Annotated in this window: 19 protein-coding genes and 1 pseudogene; 7 read left to right on the forward strand and 13 right to left on the reverse strand. The window is 64.2% G+C overall.

Annotated features, from left to right (window positions below; translation table 11 throughout):
• Nucleotides 1-120 precede the first annotated feature (120 nt).
• Genes L610_RS12400 through L610_RS12420 form a run of 5 tightly spaced genes read right to left on the reverse strand, consistent with a single transcriptional unit; the run spans nucleotide 121 to nucleotide 3,377 of the window.
• Nucleotides 121-1,008 carry a DMT family transporter gene (locus L610_RS12400; protein WP_144705439.1) on the reverse strand — a complete coding sequence of 296 codons (888 nt, stop codon included), beginning with the start codon at nucleotides 1,006-1,008 and terminating at the stop codon, nucleotides 121-123.
• 6 nt (nucleotides 1,009-1,014) lie between these two features.
• A complete protein-coding gene (locus tag L610_RS12405; protein ID WP_024849272.1) occupies nucleotides 1,015-1,440 on the reverse strand; it encodes a DUF1178 family protein in 426 nt (141 codons plus the stop codon).
• A 17-nt stretch (nucleotides 1,441-1,457) separates the two neighbouring features.
• Nucleotides 1,458-2,294 carry a carbon-nitrogen hydrolase family protein gene (locus L610_RS12410; RefSeq protein WP_144705441.1) on the reverse strand — a complete coding sequence of 279 codons (837 nt, stop codon included), beginning with the start codon at nucleotides 2,292-2,294 and terminating at the stop codon, nucleotides 1,458-1,460.
• A gap of 9 nt (nucleotides 2,295-2,303) precedes the next feature.
• Complete coding sequence (gene grxC, locus L610_RS12415; protein ID WP_024849271.1) at nucleotides 2,304-2,567, reverse strand: glutaredoxin 3; 264 nt, start codon at nucleotides 2,565-2,567, stop codon at nucleotides 2,304-2,306.
• A 24-nt stretch (nucleotides 2,568-2,591) separates the two neighbouring features.
• A complete protein-coding gene (locus L610_RS12420) occupies nucleotides 2,592-3,377 on the reverse strand; it encodes a ComF family protein (RefSeq protein WP_246659005.1) in 786 nt (261 codons plus the stop codon).
• A 51-nt stretch (nucleotides 3,378-3,428) separates the two neighbouring features.
• Between L610_RS12420 and L610_RS12425 the strand changes: the two genes are divergently transcribed.
• Complete coding sequence (locus L610_RS12425) at nucleotides 3,429-4,301, forward strand: methyltransferase domain-containing protein (protein ID WP_144705443.1); 873 nt, start codon at nucleotides 3,429-3,431, stop codon at nucleotides 4,299-4,301.
• An 18-nt stretch (nucleotides 4,302-4,319) separates the two neighbouring features.
• Here L610_RS12425 and L610_RS12430 read toward each other — a convergent pair whose 3' ends face one another.
• The 6 genes from L610_RS12430 to L610_RS12455 all read right to left on the reverse strand — a co-directional run bounded on the left by L610_RS12430 (nucleotide 4,320) and on the right by L610_RS12455 (nucleotide 8,429).
• Nucleotides 4,320-4,493 carry a Flp family type IVb pilin gene (locus tag L610_RS12430; protein WP_084466122.1) on the reverse strand — a complete coding sequence of 58 codons (174 nt, stop codon included), beginning with the start codon at nucleotides 4,491-4,493 and terminating at the stop codon, nucleotides 4,320-4,322.
• Nucleotides 4,494-4,633: 140 nt separating this feature from the next.
• A complete protein-coding gene (locus L610_RS12435) occupies nucleotides 4,634-4,963 on the reverse strand; it encodes a hypothetical protein (RefSeq protein ID WP_024849268.1) in 330 nt (109 codons plus the stop codon).
• A gap of 75 nt (nucleotides 4,964-5,038) precedes the next feature.
• A complete protein-coding gene (locus L610_RS12440) occupies nucleotides 5,039-5,452 on the reverse strand; it encodes a (deoxy)nucleoside triphosphate pyrophosphohydrolase (protein WP_024849267.1) in 414 nt (137 codons plus the stop codon).
• A gap of 5 nt (nucleotides 5,453-5,457) precedes the next feature.
• Nucleotides 5,458-6,237: a GNAT family N-acetyltransferase gene (locus L610_RS12445; RefSeq protein ID WP_024849266.1), complete on the reverse strand. Its 780-nt coding sequence runs from the start codon at nucleotides 6,235-6,237 to the stop codon at nucleotides 5,458-5,460.
• Nucleotides 6,238-6,255: 18 nt separating this feature from the next.
• Nucleotides 6,256-7,497 carry a bifunctional glutamate N-acetyltransferase/amino-acid acetyltransferase ArgJ gene (argJ, locus tag L610_RS12450; RefSeq protein WP_144705445.1) on the reverse strand — a complete coding sequence of 414 codons (1,242 nt, stop codon included), beginning with the start codon at nucleotides 7,495-7,497 and terminating at the stop codon, nucleotides 6,256-6,258.
• A 29-nt stretch (nucleotides 7,498-7,526) separates the two neighbouring features.
• Nucleotides 7,527-8,429, reverse strand: a complete 903-nt coding sequence (locus tag L610_RS12455) for a peptidylprolyl isomerase (RefSeq protein WP_024849264.1) — start codon at nucleotides 8,427-8,429, stop codon at nucleotides 7,527-7,529.
• Nucleotides 8,430-8,681: 252 nt separating this feature from the next.
• On the opposite strand from L610_RS12455, the gene secA reads away from it, so the two are divergent.
• The 3 genes from secA (at nucleotide 8,682) to L610_RS12470 (ending at nucleotide 14,272) form a co-directional block, all read left to right on the forward strand.
• Nucleotides 8,682-11,408: a preprotein translocase subunit SecA gene (gene secA / locus L610_RS12460; protein ID WP_144705447.1), complete on the forward strand. Its 2,727-nt coding sequence runs from the start codon at nucleotides 8,682-8,684 to the stop codon at nucleotides 11,406-11,408.
• A gap of 171 nt (nucleotides 11,409-11,579) precedes the next feature.
• The gene (locus L610_RS12465; protein WP_144705449.1) at nucleotides 11,580-12,992 is read left to right on the forward strand and encodes a lipopolysaccharide biosynthesis protein; all 1,413 of its coding nucleotides are present in this window, start codon (nucleotides 11,580-11,582) and stop codon (nucleotides 12,990-12,992) included.
• On the forward strand, nucleotides 12,992-14,272 hold the full coding sequence (locus tag L610_RS12470) for a GNAT family N-acetyltransferase (protein ID WP_144705451.1): 1,281 nt from the start codon (nucleotides 12,992-12,994) through the stop codon (nucleotides 14,270-14,272). Before L610_RS12465 ends, L610_RS12470 begins: the two co-directional genes overlap by 1 nt.
• Here the strand turns inward: L610_RS12470 and L610_RS12475 are convergent.
• Nucleotides 14,269-15,909 (reverse strand): acyl-CoA synthetase, encoded by a 1,641-nt coding sequence (locus L610_RS12475; RefSeq protein ID WP_144705453.1) that lies wholly within the window; start codon nucleotides 15,907-15,909, stop codon nucleotides 14,269-14,271. The two genes, L610_RS12470 and L610_RS12475, sit on opposite strands and share 4 nt — an antisense overlap.
• A gap of 179 nt (nucleotides 15,910-16,088) precedes the next feature.
• On the opposite strand from L610_RS12475, the gene L610_RS12480 reads away from it, so the two are divergent.
• The 3 genes from L610_RS12480 to L610_RS12490 are packed head-to-tail and all read left to right on the forward strand — an operon-like array spanning nucleotide 16,089 to nucleotide 19,061.
• Nucleotides 16,089-17,579: a CHASE3 domain-containing protein gene (locus tag L610_RS12480; protein ID WP_144705455.1), complete on the forward strand. Its 1,491-nt coding sequence runs from the start codon at nucleotides 16,089-16,091 to the stop codon at nucleotides 17,577-17,579.
• Entirely contained in the window at nucleotides 17,576-18,019 is a 444-nt protein-coding gene (locus tag L610_RS12485; RefSeq protein ID WP_144705457.1) for a response regulator, read from the forward strand. Before L610_RS12480 ends, L610_RS12485 begins: the two co-directional genes overlap by 4 nt.
• 1 nt (nucleotide 18,020) lies before the next feature.
• Complete coding sequence (locus L610_RS12490; protein WP_144705459.1) at nucleotides 18,021-19,061, forward strand: histidine kinase dimerization/phosphoacceptor domain -containing protein; 1,041 nt, start codon at nucleotides 18,021-18,023, stop codon at nucleotides 19,059-19,061.
• Between the two features lie 168 nt (nucleotides 19,062-19,229).
• On the opposite strand, the pseudogene L610_RS12495 reads toward L610_RS12490, so the two are convergent.
• Nucleotides 19,230-19,414, reverse strand: a pseudogene (locus L610_RS12495) (IS630 family transposase); the annotation flags it as partial.

Genomic DNA, 19,414 nt, shown 5'->3' on the forward strand with positions numbered 1-19,414 from the left:
CCACCGCCGGATCGTCGCACTCGGCCCTCGGATCCTCCCCCATTTATGGGGGAGGGGGACCATGCGAAGCATGGTGGAGGGGGCGTGCCACGGAAGTGGCGCAGCAACGCGCGATCAGGCCTACCCCGCCGTCTGTGCCTTCGTTGTCATCACGACGCCGACGAAGATGATCGCCGTGCCGATCCAGGTCAGGAACGCATAGGACTCGCCAAGCAGCAGCGTGCCGGAGATGATCGCGATCGCGGCGGCGACGTAGCTGATCTGGCTGAGATAAACCGGCCCGCTCACCGCCTGCAGGCGGAAGTAGCAGACGAACATGCCGGCGGCCGATGCGACCTGCGCCAGCGATAGTCCCGGCAGATCACCCAACAGGGCAATGCCAGGGAGCTGCCCGGTCACGGCTGCGAGCCCGAGCAGCATCAGCCCGGAAGCGAGATGGCTGCCGACGGCAAGCTCGGTCGGACCGGCACCTTCCGGCCAGTCCCAGGTCCGGTAAACGTTGCCGCAGGCAAGCAGCACCGGAAGCGTCAGCCCAATGCCAACCCAGGTTATCGAGGCCGGCGCACCCGCTTCCCCTCGCGTCGTCGCAACGAGCACGGCGCCGACGAAGCCGATGACGATGCCGAGCATGCCCAGAAGGTTGGGCTTCCGCACCCGAAAAATGACAGACAGGATCAGCGTGAACATCGGCGACAGCGTGTACATTATGCCCATGTAGCCCGCGCCAAGGTGCGGCATGGCCGAGAACACGACGAGATTGGGGATCGCATAGGAGACGGCCGCCGAGATGCCGTAGAAGCGCAGGCGCCGGGCATCGAGGCCGAGCCGTTCGTTGCGGGCACGCATGGTAATAAGCAGCACCGCTGCGGCCCCAGCCGAGACCAGCATCGCCCAGACCACTGGCGGCACGCCTGCCTCGCCCGCCACCTTGCCGAATGGCAGCATCAGCCCCAGCAGCGTGCCGGTCACGATGAGGAGACCAATGGCGGAATTCCAGAGGCCCCTCATGCGGGCTCAGTTCTGGTCATCTGGAAATACGGGCAGCGGCATGAAGTCGACGCCATCGTCGATGAGCTGGCGCGCTTCCTCCGGCGTCGCCTCGCCATAGATGCCGCGCGGCTCCACTTCGCCGAAGTGGATCTTGCGGGCCTCCTCGGCAAAGCGCTCGCCGACATAGTCGGCGCTCTCGCGGGCCTTGCGGGCGAACTCCTTGAGCTTCTCGAGGGCCATGCGCTGCTCCTCGCCCATGGCAAGCGCGATCTTTTCCTGCTGCCGTCCGGTCGAGATGTTGGGCGCCATCAGCGTCTTCTCGACCTTGGGCGAGTGGCAGATCGGGCAGGTCACCAGCCCCCGCTCCTTCTGGGTGTCGAAATCAGCATTGCTGCGGAACCAGCCGTCGAACTCGTGCTTCTTTTCGCAGCAGAGCGTAAAGCGGATCATGGCGGCGCGCTGCTCCCTTATGCCCCGAAGTTCGCCACCTCGAACGGACGCGCGTTCTTCAGGTTTGGTATCTTCTTGCGGGCCTCGGCGGACGCGGCGGGATCGATTTCCGCGACGACCACGCCCGGCTCGTCATGATCGGCCTCGGCGACGACGCGGCCCCACGGATCGATGATCAGCGAGTGGCCATAGGTTTCGCGGCCGTCTTCGTGCTTGCCGCCCTGTGCGGCGGTGATGACCCAGGCGCCGTTCTCGATCGCCCGGGCGCGCTGCAGGACATGCCAGTGCGCCTCACCAGTCTGCCGGGTGAAGGCGGCAGGTGCAGTCAAAATCTGCGCACCATCCATCGCCTGCGCGCGGAACAACTGCGGAAAGCGGATGTCGTAGCACACGGCCATGCCGAGGCGGGCGAACGGCAGGTCGACGACCGACGCGCAGGTACCCGGCTCATAGGTCGCGGATTCGCGCCAGCTCTCACCATTGTCGAGGTCGACGTCGAACATGTGGATCTTGTCGTAGCTGGCGATCTTTTCGCCCGAAGGCGCGAAGATGAAGCCGCGGTTCGCGACCTTGCCGTCGTCGCGCGCGATCGCGGTCGAGCCGACATGCAGGTAGATGCCGAGCTGCTTTGCGAGCTCTGCTCCCTTGCGCGCGATCAGATCCTCAGCCTCAGGCTTGAGGATCGCCTTCAACTCGTCCTTGCCGCGCACCAGCGCGCCGGTCATTTCCGGCGTCTGCACATACTGCGCGCCCTTCGACGCTGCCTCGCGCACCAGCTTCTCAAAATCCGCAGCGTTCCGCTCCGGACTGGTTCCGGAACGCATCTGGACCGCTGCGACCTTCACAATGCTCATCTGTCCTACCTATGAATTTTCGCCGGCCAGCAATGCGTCGAGCTTCCCTGCTGCTTCCAGTTCGTGAAGATCGTCCGAGCCGCCGACGTGAATGTCGCCGATAAATATTTGGGGAAAGGTGTTACGGCCCGAGCGCTGGATCATCTCCTGCCGCAGCTCCGGAGAAAAGCTGGCGTCGTGCTCGACATAGGCAACGCCTTTCTGGTCGAGAAGACGTTTCGCGGCTGCGCAGTAACCGCACATCATCCGCGTGTAGATGGTCACTTCGGGCATTTTTCTATCCACCGTTGTTGTCTCTCATATAGAGCCGGCTTCTTCCGGCCGGAAGTCCCCCGGCAGCACGCGCGCGAACGTAAGCACGTCTACTTCGGTCGCGCCTGCCCGCTTGAGGGTCTTCGTCAGCGAGGTAACGGTGTTGCCGGTCGTATAGACGTCGTCGATCACAAGGATGTGCTTGTCACGTGTCTGAGGCATCATGTGCTTTGGCACACGGAACGCGCCGCGGACGTTTTCCTCACGCGCGCGGGCGGTCAGGCCGACCTGCTGCCGGGTCGCGCGAGCGCGAATCACTACCTCCAGCGCGAATCGCTTACCGGTGAGCGCACACAGGGCGCGGGCAAGCTCGGCAGACTGGTTGAAGCGCCGGTTGAAATAGCGCGTTCGGTGCAAGGGCACCGGCACGATGAGATTGGCATCGGCAACGAGATCCGGCGCGACCCGCAGCATCCAGCGCGCCATTGATGGCGCAAGCTCGGTGCGGTCGCCGAATTTCAGGTTCAGCACCATCTGCCGCGCGACACCATTGTAGGAAACCGCTGCCCTGGCCCGCCGGAACGGCGGTGGGTTCGCGATCGCATCCGCCGACAGCATCCCCTCGCCTACCTCGTAGGAGAAGGGCGTGCCAAGCACATCGCACCAAGGTTGTTCGAGAAAGCGAAGCTTCGGCCAGCATTCACCGCATAGCGCGCCGGTCTCGGCCACCAGCCTCTGGCACCCCGCGCAGACAGGCGGAAACAGCATCCGCCCGGCCCACTGCGCCGCAGCGGCGATCAGGCTCTTGAACTGAACCGACGTTTCAGCCACGAGACATCCCACCCTGCCGTCACCATATACCGGACGGACAAAGGAGTCCCGATGGAACCCGTTTTCGACATTGAGAGCCTGCTTGCACGCAAGCGCCGCGCGGCACGTATCGCCGATGAGGGCGCTGCCTTTCTGATGGAACGGGCGGCGGAAGACCTGGCCGATCGGCTGAGCGCCGTCGAGCGCCGCTTCGAGAAGGGTGCTGCCCTGTTTTCGACTACGGATGCCGCCGCGCGTGTGATGGCGCAGTCAGGCAAGGTCGCCAGCGTCGCGCGGGTGGAGGTCGATGCCGGCCAGACAGGCTTCGACGGCATTACCGCTGTCCCCGAGACCGTACCGTTCGAGCCAGAGAGCATCGATCTCGCCGTCTCGCTCTATGCGCTGCACGAGATAAACGACGTGCCAGGCATGCTGGTGCAGATCCGCCGGGCATTGCGCCCCGACGGCCTGTTCCTCGGCTGCATGGCCGGCAACGGCACGCTTGCCGAACTGCGCGAAGCGCTGCTGGCCGCGGAAACGGAGCTTTATGGCGGCGCGAGCCCCCGCGTCTTCCCGTTTACGGACGTGCGCGACGCCGGCGGCCTGCTGCAGCGGGCGGGGTTGGCGCTTCCCGTCGCGGACCTCGAGACGGTAACGGTTCGCTATGACTCGATGTTTGGGCTGATCCGCGACCTGCGCGCTATGGGCGCGACCAACGTGCTGGTCCAGCGCGGCCGCAAACCTGCATCGAAGGCGCTGTTTCTGCGGGCGGCAGAAATCTATGCGGAGCGCTTCTCCGACCCTGACGGGAGAGTACGGGCAACATTCGCCACCATCTGGCTGTCGGGCTGGGCGCCGCATGCGTCGCAGCAAAAGCCGCTCAAGCCGGGCAGCGGCCAGGTCTCGCTCGCAAAGGTATTGGGCAAGGGCTCTGAGACGCCTTGATCGCCTGATCGGCTGCGATCAGCGCACGCTGGTGGCGTTGCTGTAGCCTTCGGACGTCTTCTGGAACATGGCCGCGACGTTGTCCGCTACCAGGCCGACGCCGCCCATGATCGCCAGCGATACAAGAGTGGCGATGAGGCTGTACTCGATTGCCGTCGCACCGCTTTCATCGCTGAAGAACTTCCTGAGCATATCCTTATCCCTTGTCGGGGCGCACCTGCGCGTTTGACCAAAGGGTAAGGACGGTCCCGGTAAAAGAGGTTAACGCGAACGGCCTGATTGGTTTGAGGTGAATAAAGTGCAAACGGGCCTCGTCCGGCCCACAACTCGCCTCAGCAGGCGCCGGAACGCGTTCCGTTCTGGCGGATGACGCAGACGGCATTCGGGTCGGCTTGCAGCACGCTACGACGGACAATGTAGGTGGAGCCGGAGCGCTGATTGCCGGGGCTGATCGAGCCGGTCGACATCATGTCCACGCCCGCAAACGAGCGGTCGGACTGCGCGAGCCTCTCGGTCTGCTTGGCCACGATCGGGGTCAGGATCATCGCCAGCGCAATGGCTGCCGAACCGAACAGCAGCGACAGCCTCAGCGCACCCATGCCCGCATTGACCAGGCCGGTCCTGCGCCCCGCGCGGGAGCGGCCCCATTCATTGCTGCTCATGCAAGGTTCCCATCACGCACATGATGGGTAAACCTTTCACAACTCGCTGAACGTTTTGTTAAAGTTCTGCTGACCCTAGAGGAGGTCGATCAGAAAGGGTATCAGCGGCGCGTCGGCTGGCGGCATCGGGTAGTCGCGCAGGTTCTTCGGGCGCACCCACTTGAGCGCCTGATGCTCCTTCGCCTGCGGAATTCCCCAGTAGCGGCGGCAGACATAAAGCGGCATCAGGAGATTGAAGGTGTCGTAGGAGTGGCTGGCGAAGGTGAGCGGGGCCAGGCACGCGACCTTTGTCTCGATCCCGAGTTCCTCAGCCAGCTCGCGCACCAGCGTCTCCTCCGGTGTCTCGCCAGGCTCGACCTTGCCTCCGGGAAATTCCCACAACCCCGCAAGCTGCTTTCCTTCGGGGCGCTGGCCGATCAGCACGCGCCCGTCCGCGTCCACCAGCGCACAGGCGGCAACCAGAACAAGTTTCTTCGGCGTCTCGCTCACTTGATTCATCCCCTTGCTGGCTGCCGGTAGTGGTAGCGATAGACCTCGCCGAACCCCATCGACCGGTAGAGTTGCAATGCGGGCCCGTTGGTAGCCTCGACCTGCAGCCAGGCGCGTTTGGCTCCTCGGTGCTGCGCCCACTTCAGCGCAGAGAGCAGTAGCCGCCGGGCATGGCCGCGGCCACGCTGTTCCTTGCTGGTCGCCACCTCGAAAATGCCGGCAAGGTCGCCGTCGCGAACGCAGATCGTGGTGGAGACAGGCACCCCGCCCTCTTCCAGCACGAACATGCCGGCTTCCGGCTTGATCCCGGCAATTACCTCGGAAAGTCCCGGCCTGAGCGACGCGGCGACGTTGCCGATCTCGATCGCAGCGCTGACGTACTGGTCAGCGTCCTGCAGCGGCTCCTGAGGCAAAGCACCGTCCAGTACCTCTTTGCTGAGATCCGACTGCATCACCAGCGACTCCCCGAACCGCTGCCAGCCCTCGCTGTCGAGATGCTCGGTCAGCTTTTCAGAAGCGAGAGGCGACATGCGGAAGGTCAGCGGCCGGCCGCACTCCTCGAACTTGCCGGCGGCGCGCTCGATCCGCTCGGCCATGTTGCCATGGTCGGCCGGGTCGAGCGGATTTATCGAGTTGAGGCGCTTTGCCGGATGGCCACCCGTCAAGCGGATCGCCCACAGGCCGTCATATTGCACCGAACTTGCGGGCCAGGCACGGAATCCCGCAGCCTCCAGCCGGCGGACCGCCGGCAAAAGGTTCTGGCGTTGCGGGTCGCTGCCTTGCATCGGACCTTCCTGGCGGCCTTACGACCGGTAGTCACCGTTAATGGCAACGTATTCCTTGGTAAGGTCGCAGGTCCAGACGGTCGCCTTTCCGCGGCCAAGGCCGATGTCAACGCGGATGACGATCTCGTCGCGCTTCATGTAGGCTGAGGTCGCCTCTTCCGAGTAGTCCGCGTCGCGCTCGCCGTTTACGGCAACGCGGATGTCGCCGAACCAGATTGCCAGCAGATCGCGATCTGCCGGCTCGCCGGCCTTGCCGACAGCCATGACGACGCGGCCCCAGTTCGCGTCTTCGCCGGCAACCGCCGTCTTCACGAGCGGCGAGTTGGCGATCGACAGCGCGATACGCTTGGCCGAGCGCGCCGACTTGGCGCCGGTCACGGTGACTTCAACCTGCTTGCGCGCGCCTTCACCGTCACGCACGACCTGCAGCGCGAGGTTCTTGAGCATCTTGTTGAGCGCCCGGCGGAACGGCACCAGGCGCGGATCCTTGGCATCGTTGACGCGCGCCGCGCCGCGCTTGGCTGCTGCACCGGTCGCGAACAGGAGCAGCGTGTCGCTTGTCGACGTGTCGCTGTCGACGGTCACCGCATTGAAGGTCTTGCCGACGCCGGCCGACAGAAGGTTCTGCAGTACCGGCGCCTCGATCGGCGCGTCGGTGGCAATGAACGAAAGCATCGTCGCCATGTCAGGCGCGATCATGCCCGCGCCCTTGGCGATGCCGTTGATTGTGACTTCTACGCCGCCGAAGTCCACCTTGGCGGTGGCGTACTTCGGATAGGTGTCGGTGGTCATGATGGCCTTGCCGGCCTCTGCCCACAAGCCAGGCTCGGCGCGCTGCGCCATCTCGGCCAGCAAATGCGTGAACTTCCCGGCCGGAAGCGGCTCGCCGATCACGCCGGTCGAGGCGAGGAAGATCTCGCCGGTCGAGCAGCCGACCGCCTTGGCCGCAGCCTCGGCGGTCATTTCCGTCGTCTCGCGGCCCTTCTTGCCGGTGAAGGCATTGGCGTTGCCGGAGTTAACCACCAGCACGCGGGCCGACCCGCCCAGCAGGTTCTGCCGGCAGAAGTCGACCGGCGCCGACGGGCACTTAGAACGGGTGAAGACGCCCGCGACAGTCGTCCCCTCGTCGAACACCATCGTCAGCAGGTCCGTACGGCCCTTGTACTTGATGCCGGCCTCGGCGGTGGCGATGCGCAGACCCTCGATGGCCGGCATGCGGGGCTGCTTTTTCGGAGCGAGCGGAGAGATGGTATCCGACATTTTGGACAGCTTTCGCGGACGTGCTTGTATTACTCGTTGGCCGGGGTTTCTTCGTCGCCGGCTTCGGCAGCCTCGAGGGCATCCTTCAGCGCCGAATCGGTGATCTCGACCTTGGCTTCATCGCGGAGCTTGCTGACTGCATCGAAATAAGCTTCGCGCAGCAGCAGCGAACGGAACTGGTGCTGAACCTGCTCGAATGCCGGCGGCTCGGCGTTGCGCTTGTCCTCGACCTTGACGACGTGCCAGCCGAACTGGGTCTTCACCGGCTCCTTGGAGTAGGAGCCGACTTCGAGGGCAAAGGCAGCCTGCTCGAATTCCGGAACCATGCGGCCCTTGCCGAAGTAGCCGAGGTCGCCGCCCTGGGCAGCAGCGCCGTCCTGCGACTTCTCCTTGGCGATCGCCTCGAAGTCGCCACCAGCGTCGAGCTCGGCGATGATCGCCTTGGCCTCTTCCTCGGTGTTGACGATGATGTGGCGCGCGCGGATCTCCTCTGCCGCCGGCAGCTCCTTGATCTCTTCGTCGTAGCGGGCGCGGATCGCGTCGTCGGACACAGACTGGGCGATGTTCTTCTCGATGTAGGCGCTGTGCAGCGCGCGGTCGCGCAGCATAGACATGCGGCTCTTGAACTCGTCGGTCTCGGCGAGGCCGGCGCCCTCGGCCTTATCGGCCATCAGGCGGATCTCGATGATCGCCGAGAGAGCGGCAGCGCGGCGCTGCTCGGCCGGAAGCTGAGCGAACTGCTGCTCGAGGTCAGCCATCGCGACCTGCAGGTCGGTCTCGGTGATCGGCTTACCATTGATGGTTGCCACGACTGCATTGGTCGGCGCGTCGGCCGGCTTGTCAGCCTGCGCTCCCGCCGCTCCAGCGAAAGCGAACATGGTGGCTGCAACACCGATGCTGATGATCGGCAGGCGGCGGAAGGAGTGAATCATTCGGGTGTCTCCAGTATGGGATCGGCCGGTACGGACGTGGATCCTTCAAACCAGCCGAAATGTGGCGATTTTCCGCTTGCAGGCCTTGGGTCGCGTAGCGTTGACATCGCTTGTGGCCCCTCTTATCTGTCCTTCCACTTGGCGTCCAGAAGGGTTTTCACGGGCGCTATCCCCGTTTCACGGCCCGCCAGGCACATCGACAGCGGGCTTGGCCGCGTCACCCCGTGGCGTTCCGTACTGAAAGGACCATTGATGGTCAGCTTTGGCGCTCTTGCCCGCAAGATTTTCGGCTCTTCAAATGATCGACGCGTCAAGGGTTACCGCCCGCGCGTCGAAGCGATCAACGCCCTCGAGGGCGAGATTTCCGCGCTCTCCGATGAAGCACTGCGAGCAAAGACGGACGAGTTCCGTGCCCAGCTCGCCGAGGGTCGCTCCATCGATGATCTTCTCGTTCCGGCCTTTGCCGTAGTGCGCGAAGCGGCGAAGCGCGCGCTTGGCCTGCGGCCGTTTGACGTGCAGCTGATCGGCGGCATGGTCCTGCACGGCGGCGGCATCGCCGAGATGCGCACCGGTGAAGGTAAGACGCTGGTTGCAACCCTGCCGACCTACCTCAACGCGCTGCCCGGCAAGGGCGTCCACGTCGTTACCGTCAACGACTACCTCGCCAAGCGCGACGCCGAGTGGATGAGCCGCGTCTACGGCTTCCTCGGCCTCACGACCGGCGTCATCGTCCACGGCATGTCGGACGACGAGCGCAAAGCGGCCTATGCCTGCGACATCACCTACGCCACCAACAACGAGCTCGGCTTCGACTACCTGCGCGACAACATGAAGTATGACCGCGCGCAGATGGTGCAGCGCGGCCACCACTACGCCATCGTCGACGAGGTGGACTCGATCCTGATCGACGAGGCGCGCACGCCGCTGATCATCTCCGGCCCGCTCGAAGACCGTTCGGATCTCTACATCACCATCGACGCCTTCATTCCGCGCCTGTCGGAAGAAGACTTCGAGGTCGACGAGAAGCAGCGCACCGCCACCTTCACCGAAGGCGGCACCGAGAAGCTCGAGAACATGCTGCGCGAGGCGGGCCTGCTGAAGGGCGCTTCCCTCTATGACGTCGAGAACGTCGCCATCGTCCATCACGTGAACAATGCGCTGAAGGCCCACCGCCTGTTCCAGCGCGACAAGGACTACATCGTCCGCAACGGCGAAGTCGTCATCATCGACGAGTTCACCGGCCGCATGATGCCGGGCCGCCGCTTCTCGGAAGGCCTGCACCAGGCTCTCGAAGCCAAGGAGAAGGTGCAGATACACCCCGAGAACCAGACGCTGGCCTCGATCACCTTCCAGAACTACTTCCGGATGTACACCAAGCTCTCCGGCATGACCGGTACGGCTGCGACCGAAGCGGAAGAATTCGCCAACATCTACGGCCTCGAAGTCACCGAGATCCCGACCAACCTGCCGGTCAAGCGTATCGACGAGGACGACGAGGTCTATCGCACGGCCGAGGAGAAGTACCGCGCCATCATCCGCGAAATCCGCGAGGCGCACGCCAAGGGCCAGCCGACGCTGGTCGGCACCACCTCGATCGAGAAGTCGGAATACCTCGCAGATCGCCTGCGCAAAGAAGGCTTCACCGACTTCCAGGTGCTGAACGCCCGTCACCACGAGCAGGAAGCGCAGATCGTTGCGCAGGCCGGCCGTCCGGGCGCGATCACCATCGCAACCAACATGGCTGGCCGCGGTACCGACATCCAGCTTGGCGGCAATGCCGACATGCGCATCGCGCAGGAACTCGGCGACATGCCTGCAGGCCCCGAGCGCGAAGCCAAGGAAAAGGCGATCCGTGAGGACGTCGAGCGGCTGAAGCAGAAGGCGCTCGAAGCCGGCGGCCTCTACGTGCTCGCTACCGAGCGCCATGAATCGCGCCGCATCGACAACCAGCTGCGTGGCCGCTCCGGCCGCCAAGGCGATCCTGGCCGCTCGAAGTTCTTCCTGTCGCTTCAGGACGACCTGATGCGCATCTTCGGCTCCGATCGCATGGACTCCATGCTGCAGAAGCTGGGTCTGAAGGAAGACGAGGCCATCATCCACCCTTGGATCAACAAGGCGCTGGAGAAGGCCCAGAAGAAGGTCGAGGCCCGCAACTTCGACATCCGCAAGAACCTTCTCAAGTTCGACGACGTGATGAACGACCAGCGCAAGGTCGTCTTCGAGCAGCGTCTCGAGCTGATGGACGGCGAGAACCTCAGCGAGACCGTCGCCGAGATGCGACAGGACGTCGTCGAGGACCTCGTAGCCAAGCACATCCCAGAGAACGCCTATGCGGAGCAGTGGGACACCGCCGGCCTCAAGGAGGCCGTGCTGGCCTATCTCAACCTCGACCTGCCAGTCGACGAGTGGGCCAAGGAAGAAGGCATCGACGAGGAGCAAATCCGCGAGCGCATCCAGGCTGCTGCCGACGCGGCCGCTCAGGACCGCGCGGAGCGTTTCGGTCCGGACATCATGGCCTATGTCGAGAAGTCGATCATGCTGCAGACGCTCGACCATCTGTGGCGCGAGCACCTGGTCAACCTCGACCACCTGCGCTCGGTCGTCGGCTTCCGCGGCTACGCCCAGCGCGACCCGCTGCAGGAATACAAGTCCGAGGCGTTCGAGCTCTTCCAGGCGATGCTGGGCAACCTGCGCCAAGCCGTGACCGCGCAGCTGATGCGCGTCGAGCTGGTGCGCGAGGCGGCAGACGCCCCTGCCCCGCAGGCGCCGGGCAACGTTCGCGGCGAGCACATCGATGCCTCGACCGGCGACGACTCCTTCGGCGACGGCTCGCTCGCAGTCGCTGCGGCTTCGTCGCGCGTCGTGCCGGCAGACCAGCGCGACCCGAACGATCCGTCGACCTGGGGGCATGTCGGTCGCAACGAGGCCTGCCCCTGCGGCTCGGGCAAGAAGTTCAAGCACTGCCACGGCGCGTTCTAAGCGCCAGCAGCCGGAAAGATCAGATCGCGCATCGGGCAACCGGTGCGCGATTTTCTTTGTCCACACCCCGAGCTGCCATCGGGACTGCCGCTGCGGCACATCTCACCGTTTCTTAAAGAGTCCGTCCTAACACTGCCGGAGCAAGTTCCCGGGAGTGTTCGGAGTAGACGGGTGCGATTTTCTGCTGTTGCGACGGCTGACCGGCTTTTGCCGGAACCGCTGGCAGTGCGCCTGAAGCCGCTGCTGGACCGGATCGACGCGACGATTTTCTCGGCCGAGAACAAGAACAATGCCGGCCGAACCTCGCTGACCGCCTTCATCATCCGCGTCGCCAGCGCGCTGATCGCCCTGTTCAGCCAGGTGCTGATGGCCCGCTGGATGGGCGGCCACGAATACGGCATCTACGTGCTCGTCTGGACGACGATGCTGATCGCCGGGAACCTGTCCTGCCTCGGCTTCCACACCTCGATCGTCCGCTACATCCCGCAATACCGCGTGCAGGGCGCGATGGGCGAGCTGCGCGGCGTCATGCAGGCCTCGCGCGTCATCGTGGCAGGCGTCTCGACACTGATCGCCGCCCTCGGCATCGCCGGCATCTGGCTGTTCAGCGATCATTTCGAGAACTACTACATCATCCCGTTCTATCTCGGCATGGTGTGCCTGCCGATGCTGGCCATGTCGGACACGATCGAGGGCACAGCGCGCGCGAATTCCTGGGCCGTGCTGGCGCTCGGCCCGATCTATATCCTGCGCCCGATCCTGATCCTCGTGCTGATGGCGCTCGCCATGGTGTTCGACTACCCGCACACCGGACAGACGGCGATGGTCTGCGCGATCCTGGCGACGCTGATCACCACACTCTGGCAGGCGGCGACGATCATCCCGCGCACGGCAACGGAGGTACGCCACGCCCGCTCGGTCTGGCACCTGCGCGAATGGATGGCCGTTTCCTTCCCGATCTTCCTGATCGAGGGCTTCGTCTTCATTCTCACCAACGCCGACGTGCTGATGGTCGGCTGGTTCATGGACCCGCACGACGTCGCGATTTACTTCGCGAGCGTGAAGATCCTCGCGCTCGTCCACTTCGTCTATTTCTCGGTGAAGGCAGGCTCCGCCCAGCGCTATGCCGAGTACTATCAGACCAACGACCACCAGCGCCTTGCCTCCTTCGCCCGCGCAACCGTTGCCTGGACGCTCTGGCCCTCGGTGGCGATGGCGTTGGGCGTGCTCATCATCGGCAAGCCGATGCTGATGCTGTTCGGCCCCGACTTCGACACCGGCTATCCGCTGCTGTTCGTGCTGGTGCTGGGCGTGCTCGCCCGCGCCGCGGTCGGCCCTGCGGAAAGCCTGCTGACAATGACCGGCCACCAGAATGTCTGCGCCGCGATCTATGGCGCGGCCCTCGTCGTCAATGTCGGCATCAACATGATCCTCATTCCGCGGCTGGGCCTTTGGGGTGCCGCGGCTGGCATGGTCACGGCAATGGCCTTTGAGGCCGTCGTGCTGGCACTGGTTGTCTGGCAGAAGCTCGGCATCGCCATGGTCGTGCCGGTGCGGCGACAACCCGTCATGGGAGAAGCGTGATGGCTGCTGTTCCTATTCTCGAAGAGCTGAGCGGCAGCGCCTCCGGGCGCATGATCGGCGGCTTCGCCAATATGGCGGATGCGCCGATGCCGCCATCGCTGGTCGAACAGGTGATGTCGCGGCGCGAGCGACGGCTGTCGATCTATCCGGCAACCGCCGGCTTCGAGCTGGTCGAGGAGCTGGACTTCCTCGCCGCGCGCTCAATTGAGCCCAACATCTTTTTCAATCCGCGCTTCCTCGCTCCGGCCATGCCGCGCCTCGAGGATCGTGACGTGCGGCTCGCCGTCATCCGCGATGGCGATGAGGTACGCAGCCGCCTGCGCCTGCTCGTGCCTTTCACCGTCGAGAAGCCATCGGTTCCGTTTGCCACGCCTCACCTGCGCACCTGGGCGAACCCGTTCGCGCCGCTCGGCACGCCGCTCGTCGACCGCGACGATCCGGCCCGCGTCATCGAGGACTTCTTCGAGATGCTGGCCCGCCCGCACCTCAAGCTGCCGAAGGTGTTCGTTATGCCAGAGGTGAGGCTCGACGGGCCCTTTGCCTCGATGGTGCGCAGCCTCGCCGACAGCCGCAATCTGCCGATCGAGACGGCCAATGCTGCCGAACGGGCCTTCATCGAGAGCGACCTCGATGGCGATGCATATCTTCGCAACTCGCTGCGCTCGCATCACCTCCGTGAGTTCCGGCGCCTGAAGCGGAAGCTTGAGGAAAAGGGCGCGGTCGAACACACCGTTGCGCGCCAGCCGGACGAGGTCCGCTTCGCCGTCGAAGCGTTCCTTGCGCTGGAGGCAAGCGGCTGGAAAGGCCGCGCCCGAACCGCGATGGCGATCGATCGCTTTCAGGCCGCCTTCGCCCGCGAGGCGGTGCAGAGGCTCGCCGAAAAGGACATGTGCCGCGTCCACACCCTCACCCTCGAAGGACTGCCGATCGCGGTGATCATCGTCTTCATCGAGCACGGCGTCGCCTACACCTGGAAGACGGCCTATGACGAGGAATACGCCGCCTATTCACCGGGGACGCTGCTGATGATCGAGGTCACCCGCTCGCACCTCGAGGACCCGAACGTCACCGTGACCGACTCCTGCGCCGTGCCGGACAACCAGATCATGAACCGGCTGTGGAGCGAGCGCCGCCAGCTCGGCATACTCGTCATCGGCCTTACCCCCGACGCGGCGCGCCAGACCCGCCAGACCGCCCACGAGCTGCAGCGGACGGAGCAGGTGCGCTCCTTCGCGCGCGGCCTGCGTGACAAGGCCAAACGTCTCCTGAAGCGCACCTAGCGGCGCTCCTGCGCCTCGGCGCGGGCACGATCGCGAAAGATGCGTCGGATGACCTTGCCGGTCGTCGTCAGCGGCATCGAGTCCACGAATTCGACCTCACGTGGGTATTCATGCGCCGACAGCCGCTCGCGCACCCAGCGACTGATCTCGGCCTCCAGCCCTTCGCGCCGCTCGGCACCCTCGCGCAGCACGACATATGCCTTGACGATCTCGGTGCGGAGCGGGTCGGGTTTGCCGACCACTGCTGCCAGCGCGATGTCGGGGTGGCCGGTTAAGCAATCCTCGATCTCGCCTGGACCGATGCGGTAGCCGGCTGAGGTGATGACGTCGTCGTCGCGCCCGAAGAAGTGGAAGTAGCCGTCCTCGTCCTCGATCCCCTGGTCGCCGGTGACCATCCAGTCGCCAATGAATTTCCTCGCGGTCGCTTCCGGGTTCTCCCAGTACTCCAGGAACATGACCGGATCGGGCCTCAGCACCGCGATCTGACCGGCCTCCCCCTTCGGCACGCGCCGCCCCTCCTCGTCGATCACCGCAACCGTGTGCCCCGGCACCGCCTTGCCAATCGCCCCGCCTTTGCTGACGCCGATCGCGGCACATGAGGCCAGCACCAAATTGCATTCGGTCTGGCCGTAGAACTCATTGATCGTGATGCCGAGCTCGTTCCTCGCCCAGTCATAGGTCTCACGACCAAGCGACTCTCCGCCCGAGCCTATACTGCGGATCGACAGGTTGAAGCGCTTCGTCACACCCGTCGCCGACTTCAGCATCCTGAGCGCCGTCGGCGGGATGAAAGCGTTGCGCACCTTCATCTTCTCCATCAAGCCGAGCGCTGCTTCCGGATCGAACCGCTCGAACCTTGCCGCCACCACCGGTACGCCGAAATAGAGCGACGGCAGAAGTACATTGAGCAGCCCGCCCGCCCAAGCCCAGTCGGCCGGCGTCCACATCAGGTCGCCGGGCTGCGGCAGGAACTCGTGCGGCATCTGGACGCCCGGAAGATGGCCCAGCAGCACGCGATGGCCGTGCAACGCCCCCTTCGGCGGGCCGGTCGTGCCTGAGGTGAAGATGATCAGCGCCGGATCGTCCGGCCCGGTGTCTTCGAGTTCAAAGGGTCCCGGATGATCATGGAGGAGCTTGTGAAAATCGAGCGCGCCAAAGCCGGGTCCGTCGATCGACACCACCTGTTCCAGCATCGGCAGGCGCGGCCGGATTTGCGCGATCTTAGCGCGTCCCGCCTCGTTGGTAATGACGACACGCACGCCGGCAGTATGAAGCCGGTATTCCAGCGCCTCGACGCCGAACAGCAATGCCAGCGGCACGGCAATCGCGCCGAGCTTGTAGATGGCAATGTGGGCGATTGCCGTTTCAAAGCACTGCGGCAGCAGCAGCGCGATACGGTCCCCGCGCGCAACACCCTTCGCCCGCAGTGCCGCGGCGAGCGCATCCGAGCGGCGGCGCAGCTCGCCATAGGTCAGCGTTTCGGCAGCGCCATCGCTGCGATAATCGAAAAGCGCTATCCGTTCCGGCTGGCGTTCGGCCCAGACGTCGCACCCCGCGCGGCCGATATTGAAGCGCTCCGGCATCTGCCAGCGGAAGTCCCTGTAGAGCGCTGCATAAGTATCGCGTCTTTCCAGCATTCCGGACGCTCCGTGGGTACCGGCAGGATCAGCGGCGGGAGGAGAGCCTTAGCCAAATCATTTCGCTCGTCAATCAGAGCACAACATCGGATCGGCCGGATTTTCATTTCGAAATATGCTGAATTAATAACATCTAAAGGTTGCCGAGCGAGTGTTCGCTCGAACAGGCGGGGACATACATGCCGATCACCCAGACTGCATTCGTGCGCAATAGCGCGTTGCTTCTTATAGTCGGCTTCATCGCGCTCGTGGCGGTGGTGGGCACCACCGTTTGGCTCATCGACCGCGCCCAGTATTTCTTCGACGACGTTCTCGACGCGCGCACGTTGCGCGTGAACACGGTCAACCTGCGCGTCGCCCTGCAACAGGTGGAATCCTCCCAGCGCGGCTTCATCATCACGCAGGACGAAGCCTACCTTGCCCCCTTTAACGCGGCACGCGACCGCGTCATGCCCCTTTACGAAGAACTTCGTGAGGACGTTGCCGGCAAGCCGAAATACCGCGACCGCGTCGAAGCCCTCGGCCCCGCGCTCCAGCAGAAGCTCGATGAGCTTGATGAAACGATTGCCCTCGTCCGCGACGATCGGATGGCGGATGCGGTTGCCGTGGTGCGGACCGATCGTGGCCACCAGATCATGGACGACGCGCGCGATCTGCTCACAGAAATTGTCGATGATGCCGACACCAGCCTCGAGACGATCATTCGCGACCAGAAAAGCAGCGCGAATACCTTGCGCGTCGTCGCCATCGCCGGTGGCCTTGTCATCCTCATCGTTGTCGGCGGCTCGGTGATCACCGCTCTCAGCTACACCCGCGATCTTCTCGCGGCCCGCGCGGAAGTCGAGGCGCTGAATGCAGGCCTGGAACAGCGCGTGAGAGAACGTACGCAGGATCTCATCAACGCCAATGAGGAGGTCCAACGCTTCGCCTACATCGTGACGCATGACTTGCGCGCGCCCCTCGTCAACATCATGGGGTTCACCAGCGAGCTGGACGAGACGATGAAGGCGATCCAGGCCTATGTGCTGGCGGATGGCGAGGTAGGCGAACAGGATATTCGCAACGCGCGCCAGGCGGCGGAGGAGGACCTTCCGGAAGCGATCAGCTTCATCCGCTCCTCGACCCGGAAGATGGATGCACTGATCAACGCGATCCTCAAGATCTCGCGTGACGGCAAGCGGCCGCTCAAGCCCGAGGACATCGACCTGGAGGCGCTCCTTCAGGCGAACCTCGACACGATCCAGCATCAGGTGACTGAAGCGAACGGCGAGACGTCGCTTGAGGTGAGCGTTCCGCGGATCGTGTCCGACCGGATTTCGCTCGAACAGATCGTCGGCAATCTTCTGGACAATGCCGTAAAGTACCGCGACAAGAACCGGCCGCTGAACATCCGGATCAGCGCGGAGCACGCCCCCGCCCGGCAGGTGCGGATTTCCGTGTCCGACAACGGTCGCGGCATTGCCGCCGAAGACCACCAGCGCGTCTTCGACCTCTTCCGCCGTTCGGGCCAGCAGGACCAGCCGGGCGAAGGCATTGGCCTTGCCCATGTTCGTACCCTGGTGCGTAGCCTCGGCGGCGAGATCAGCATGTCCTCGACCTTCGGCGAGGGAACCACTTTCACGATCGTCCTGCCACAGGACGTCAGGACCATTACAAGGAGCGACGCATGAACCGCGCGACCCCGGTGACCATCATCATGATCGAGGACGATGAGGGGCACGCGCGCCTCATCGAGAAGAACATCCGGCGCGCCGGCGTGAACAATGAGATCATTCCGTTCACCAACGGCACGGAGGCTCTGGCCTATCTGCTGGGCTCTGACGGCTCGGGTCAGGAAAGCGCCGGCCGGCATCTCCTCATTCTGCTCGATCTCAACCTGCCAGACATGACCGGCGTTTCTATCCTGGAGAAGGTGAAGAACAATCAGCACACCCGCCGCTCGCCCGTCGTGGTTCTGACGACCACCGACGACGAACGCGAGATCCGGCGTTGCTATGACCTCGGCGCCAACGTGTACATCACCAAGCCGGTGGACTATGACGGCTTCGCCAATGCCATCCGCCAGCTCGGCCTCTTCTTCTCGGTGATGCAAGTTCCGGAGACCGAATAAATTGCCGAACCGTACATTCCGGGTCCTGCAGATCGATGACGACCCCGCGCTTGCGCGGCTTGTCGAAAAGGCCCTGATCCGGCTCGGATATGTTTATGAACATGCTCCGGATGCTGACAGCGGCCTCGAGCACATCGCCGGCGGCGGGATCGACGTCGTCGTCCTCGACCATTTCCTCGAAGGCGGCATCGGCCTCGGCCTGCTCGAGAAGCTGAAAGAACAGCCTTCCGCTCCGCCAGTCGTTTATGTCACGGGCTCGCAGGAGCCGCGCGTGGCCGTCGAGGCGCTGAAATCGGGTGCGGCTGACTACGTCATCAAGACCGTCGGCGACGAGTTCCTCGTCCTGCTTATCAGCGCGATCGAACAGGCGATCGAGAAGGCACGACTGCAACGCCAGCGCCTCGAAGCCGAGCGCGAGGTGCGCGCCGCGCGCGATCGTGCCGAGATTCTGCTTCATGAGGTGAACCACCGCGTCGCCAACAGCCTCGCGCTGGTCGCCGCGCTCGTGCGCCTGCAGGCGTCGGCAATTACTGACCAGCACGCCAAGAATGCTCTCAACGAGACGCAGGCGCGCATCTCGGCCATCGCAGGCCTCCACCGGCGCCTCTATACCTCGGAGGATGTCAGGTCCGTCTCGCTCGATGCCTATCTGCAGGCGCTGATCGACGAACTGGACACGACGCTTCGCGCCGACGGCCACACGGCGCAGATCCGTACCCAGCTTGAAAGCGTGCAGCTGCCGACGGACAAAGCAGTCTCGATCGGCGTCATCGTAACTGAGCTGCTGACCAACGCCTACAAATATGCCTATCCTGGTGGCAACGCCGGCGAGGTCCGGGTCATGCTGCAGCGAACGGTCGGCAATCGGGCGCGTCTGGTCGTTGAGGACGATGGCGTGGGTTGGAACGGCACCGGCACGCCGAAGGGTTCCGGCCTCGGCACCCGGCTTATCTCGACAATGGCGAATCAGCTCGGCACGACCATCTGCTATGGCGACGGCGCGCGCGGCACGCGCAGTGTGATCGAAATTCAGCTCGGCTGACCGCCTCCGAATAAAGCGTTCTCATCATGCCTCGCCGCGTCATCGCGGCGAGAACACACACGCGCGAGTTTCGCTGCAGCGTCCACAAAGTTCTCCGCCAGCTCTCGAGTCACACTTCGCCAGCTCTCGAGTCACACTTCGGCGCCGGCCCTCTAGAGCAGATTCGATTTAGTCCGGGTCATATCCCGCCGCCTCGAAGTAGTGCCGGCATTCCTGCGGGGTGAAGGCGGAGAGGCAGKCGGCGACCGCTGACCAGAGATCGTCAATGGTTCTGGCGGCGGCTTTTCTAAGCAGGGCCTTCAGCTTCGAGAAAGCCATCTCGATGGGGTTGAAGTCTGGGGAGTATGGCGGGA

The organism is Aminobacter sp. J44, assembly GCF_007829415.1.
Lineage (GTDB): Bacteria > Pseudomonadota > Alphaproteobacteria > Rhizobiales > Rhizobiaceae > Aerobium.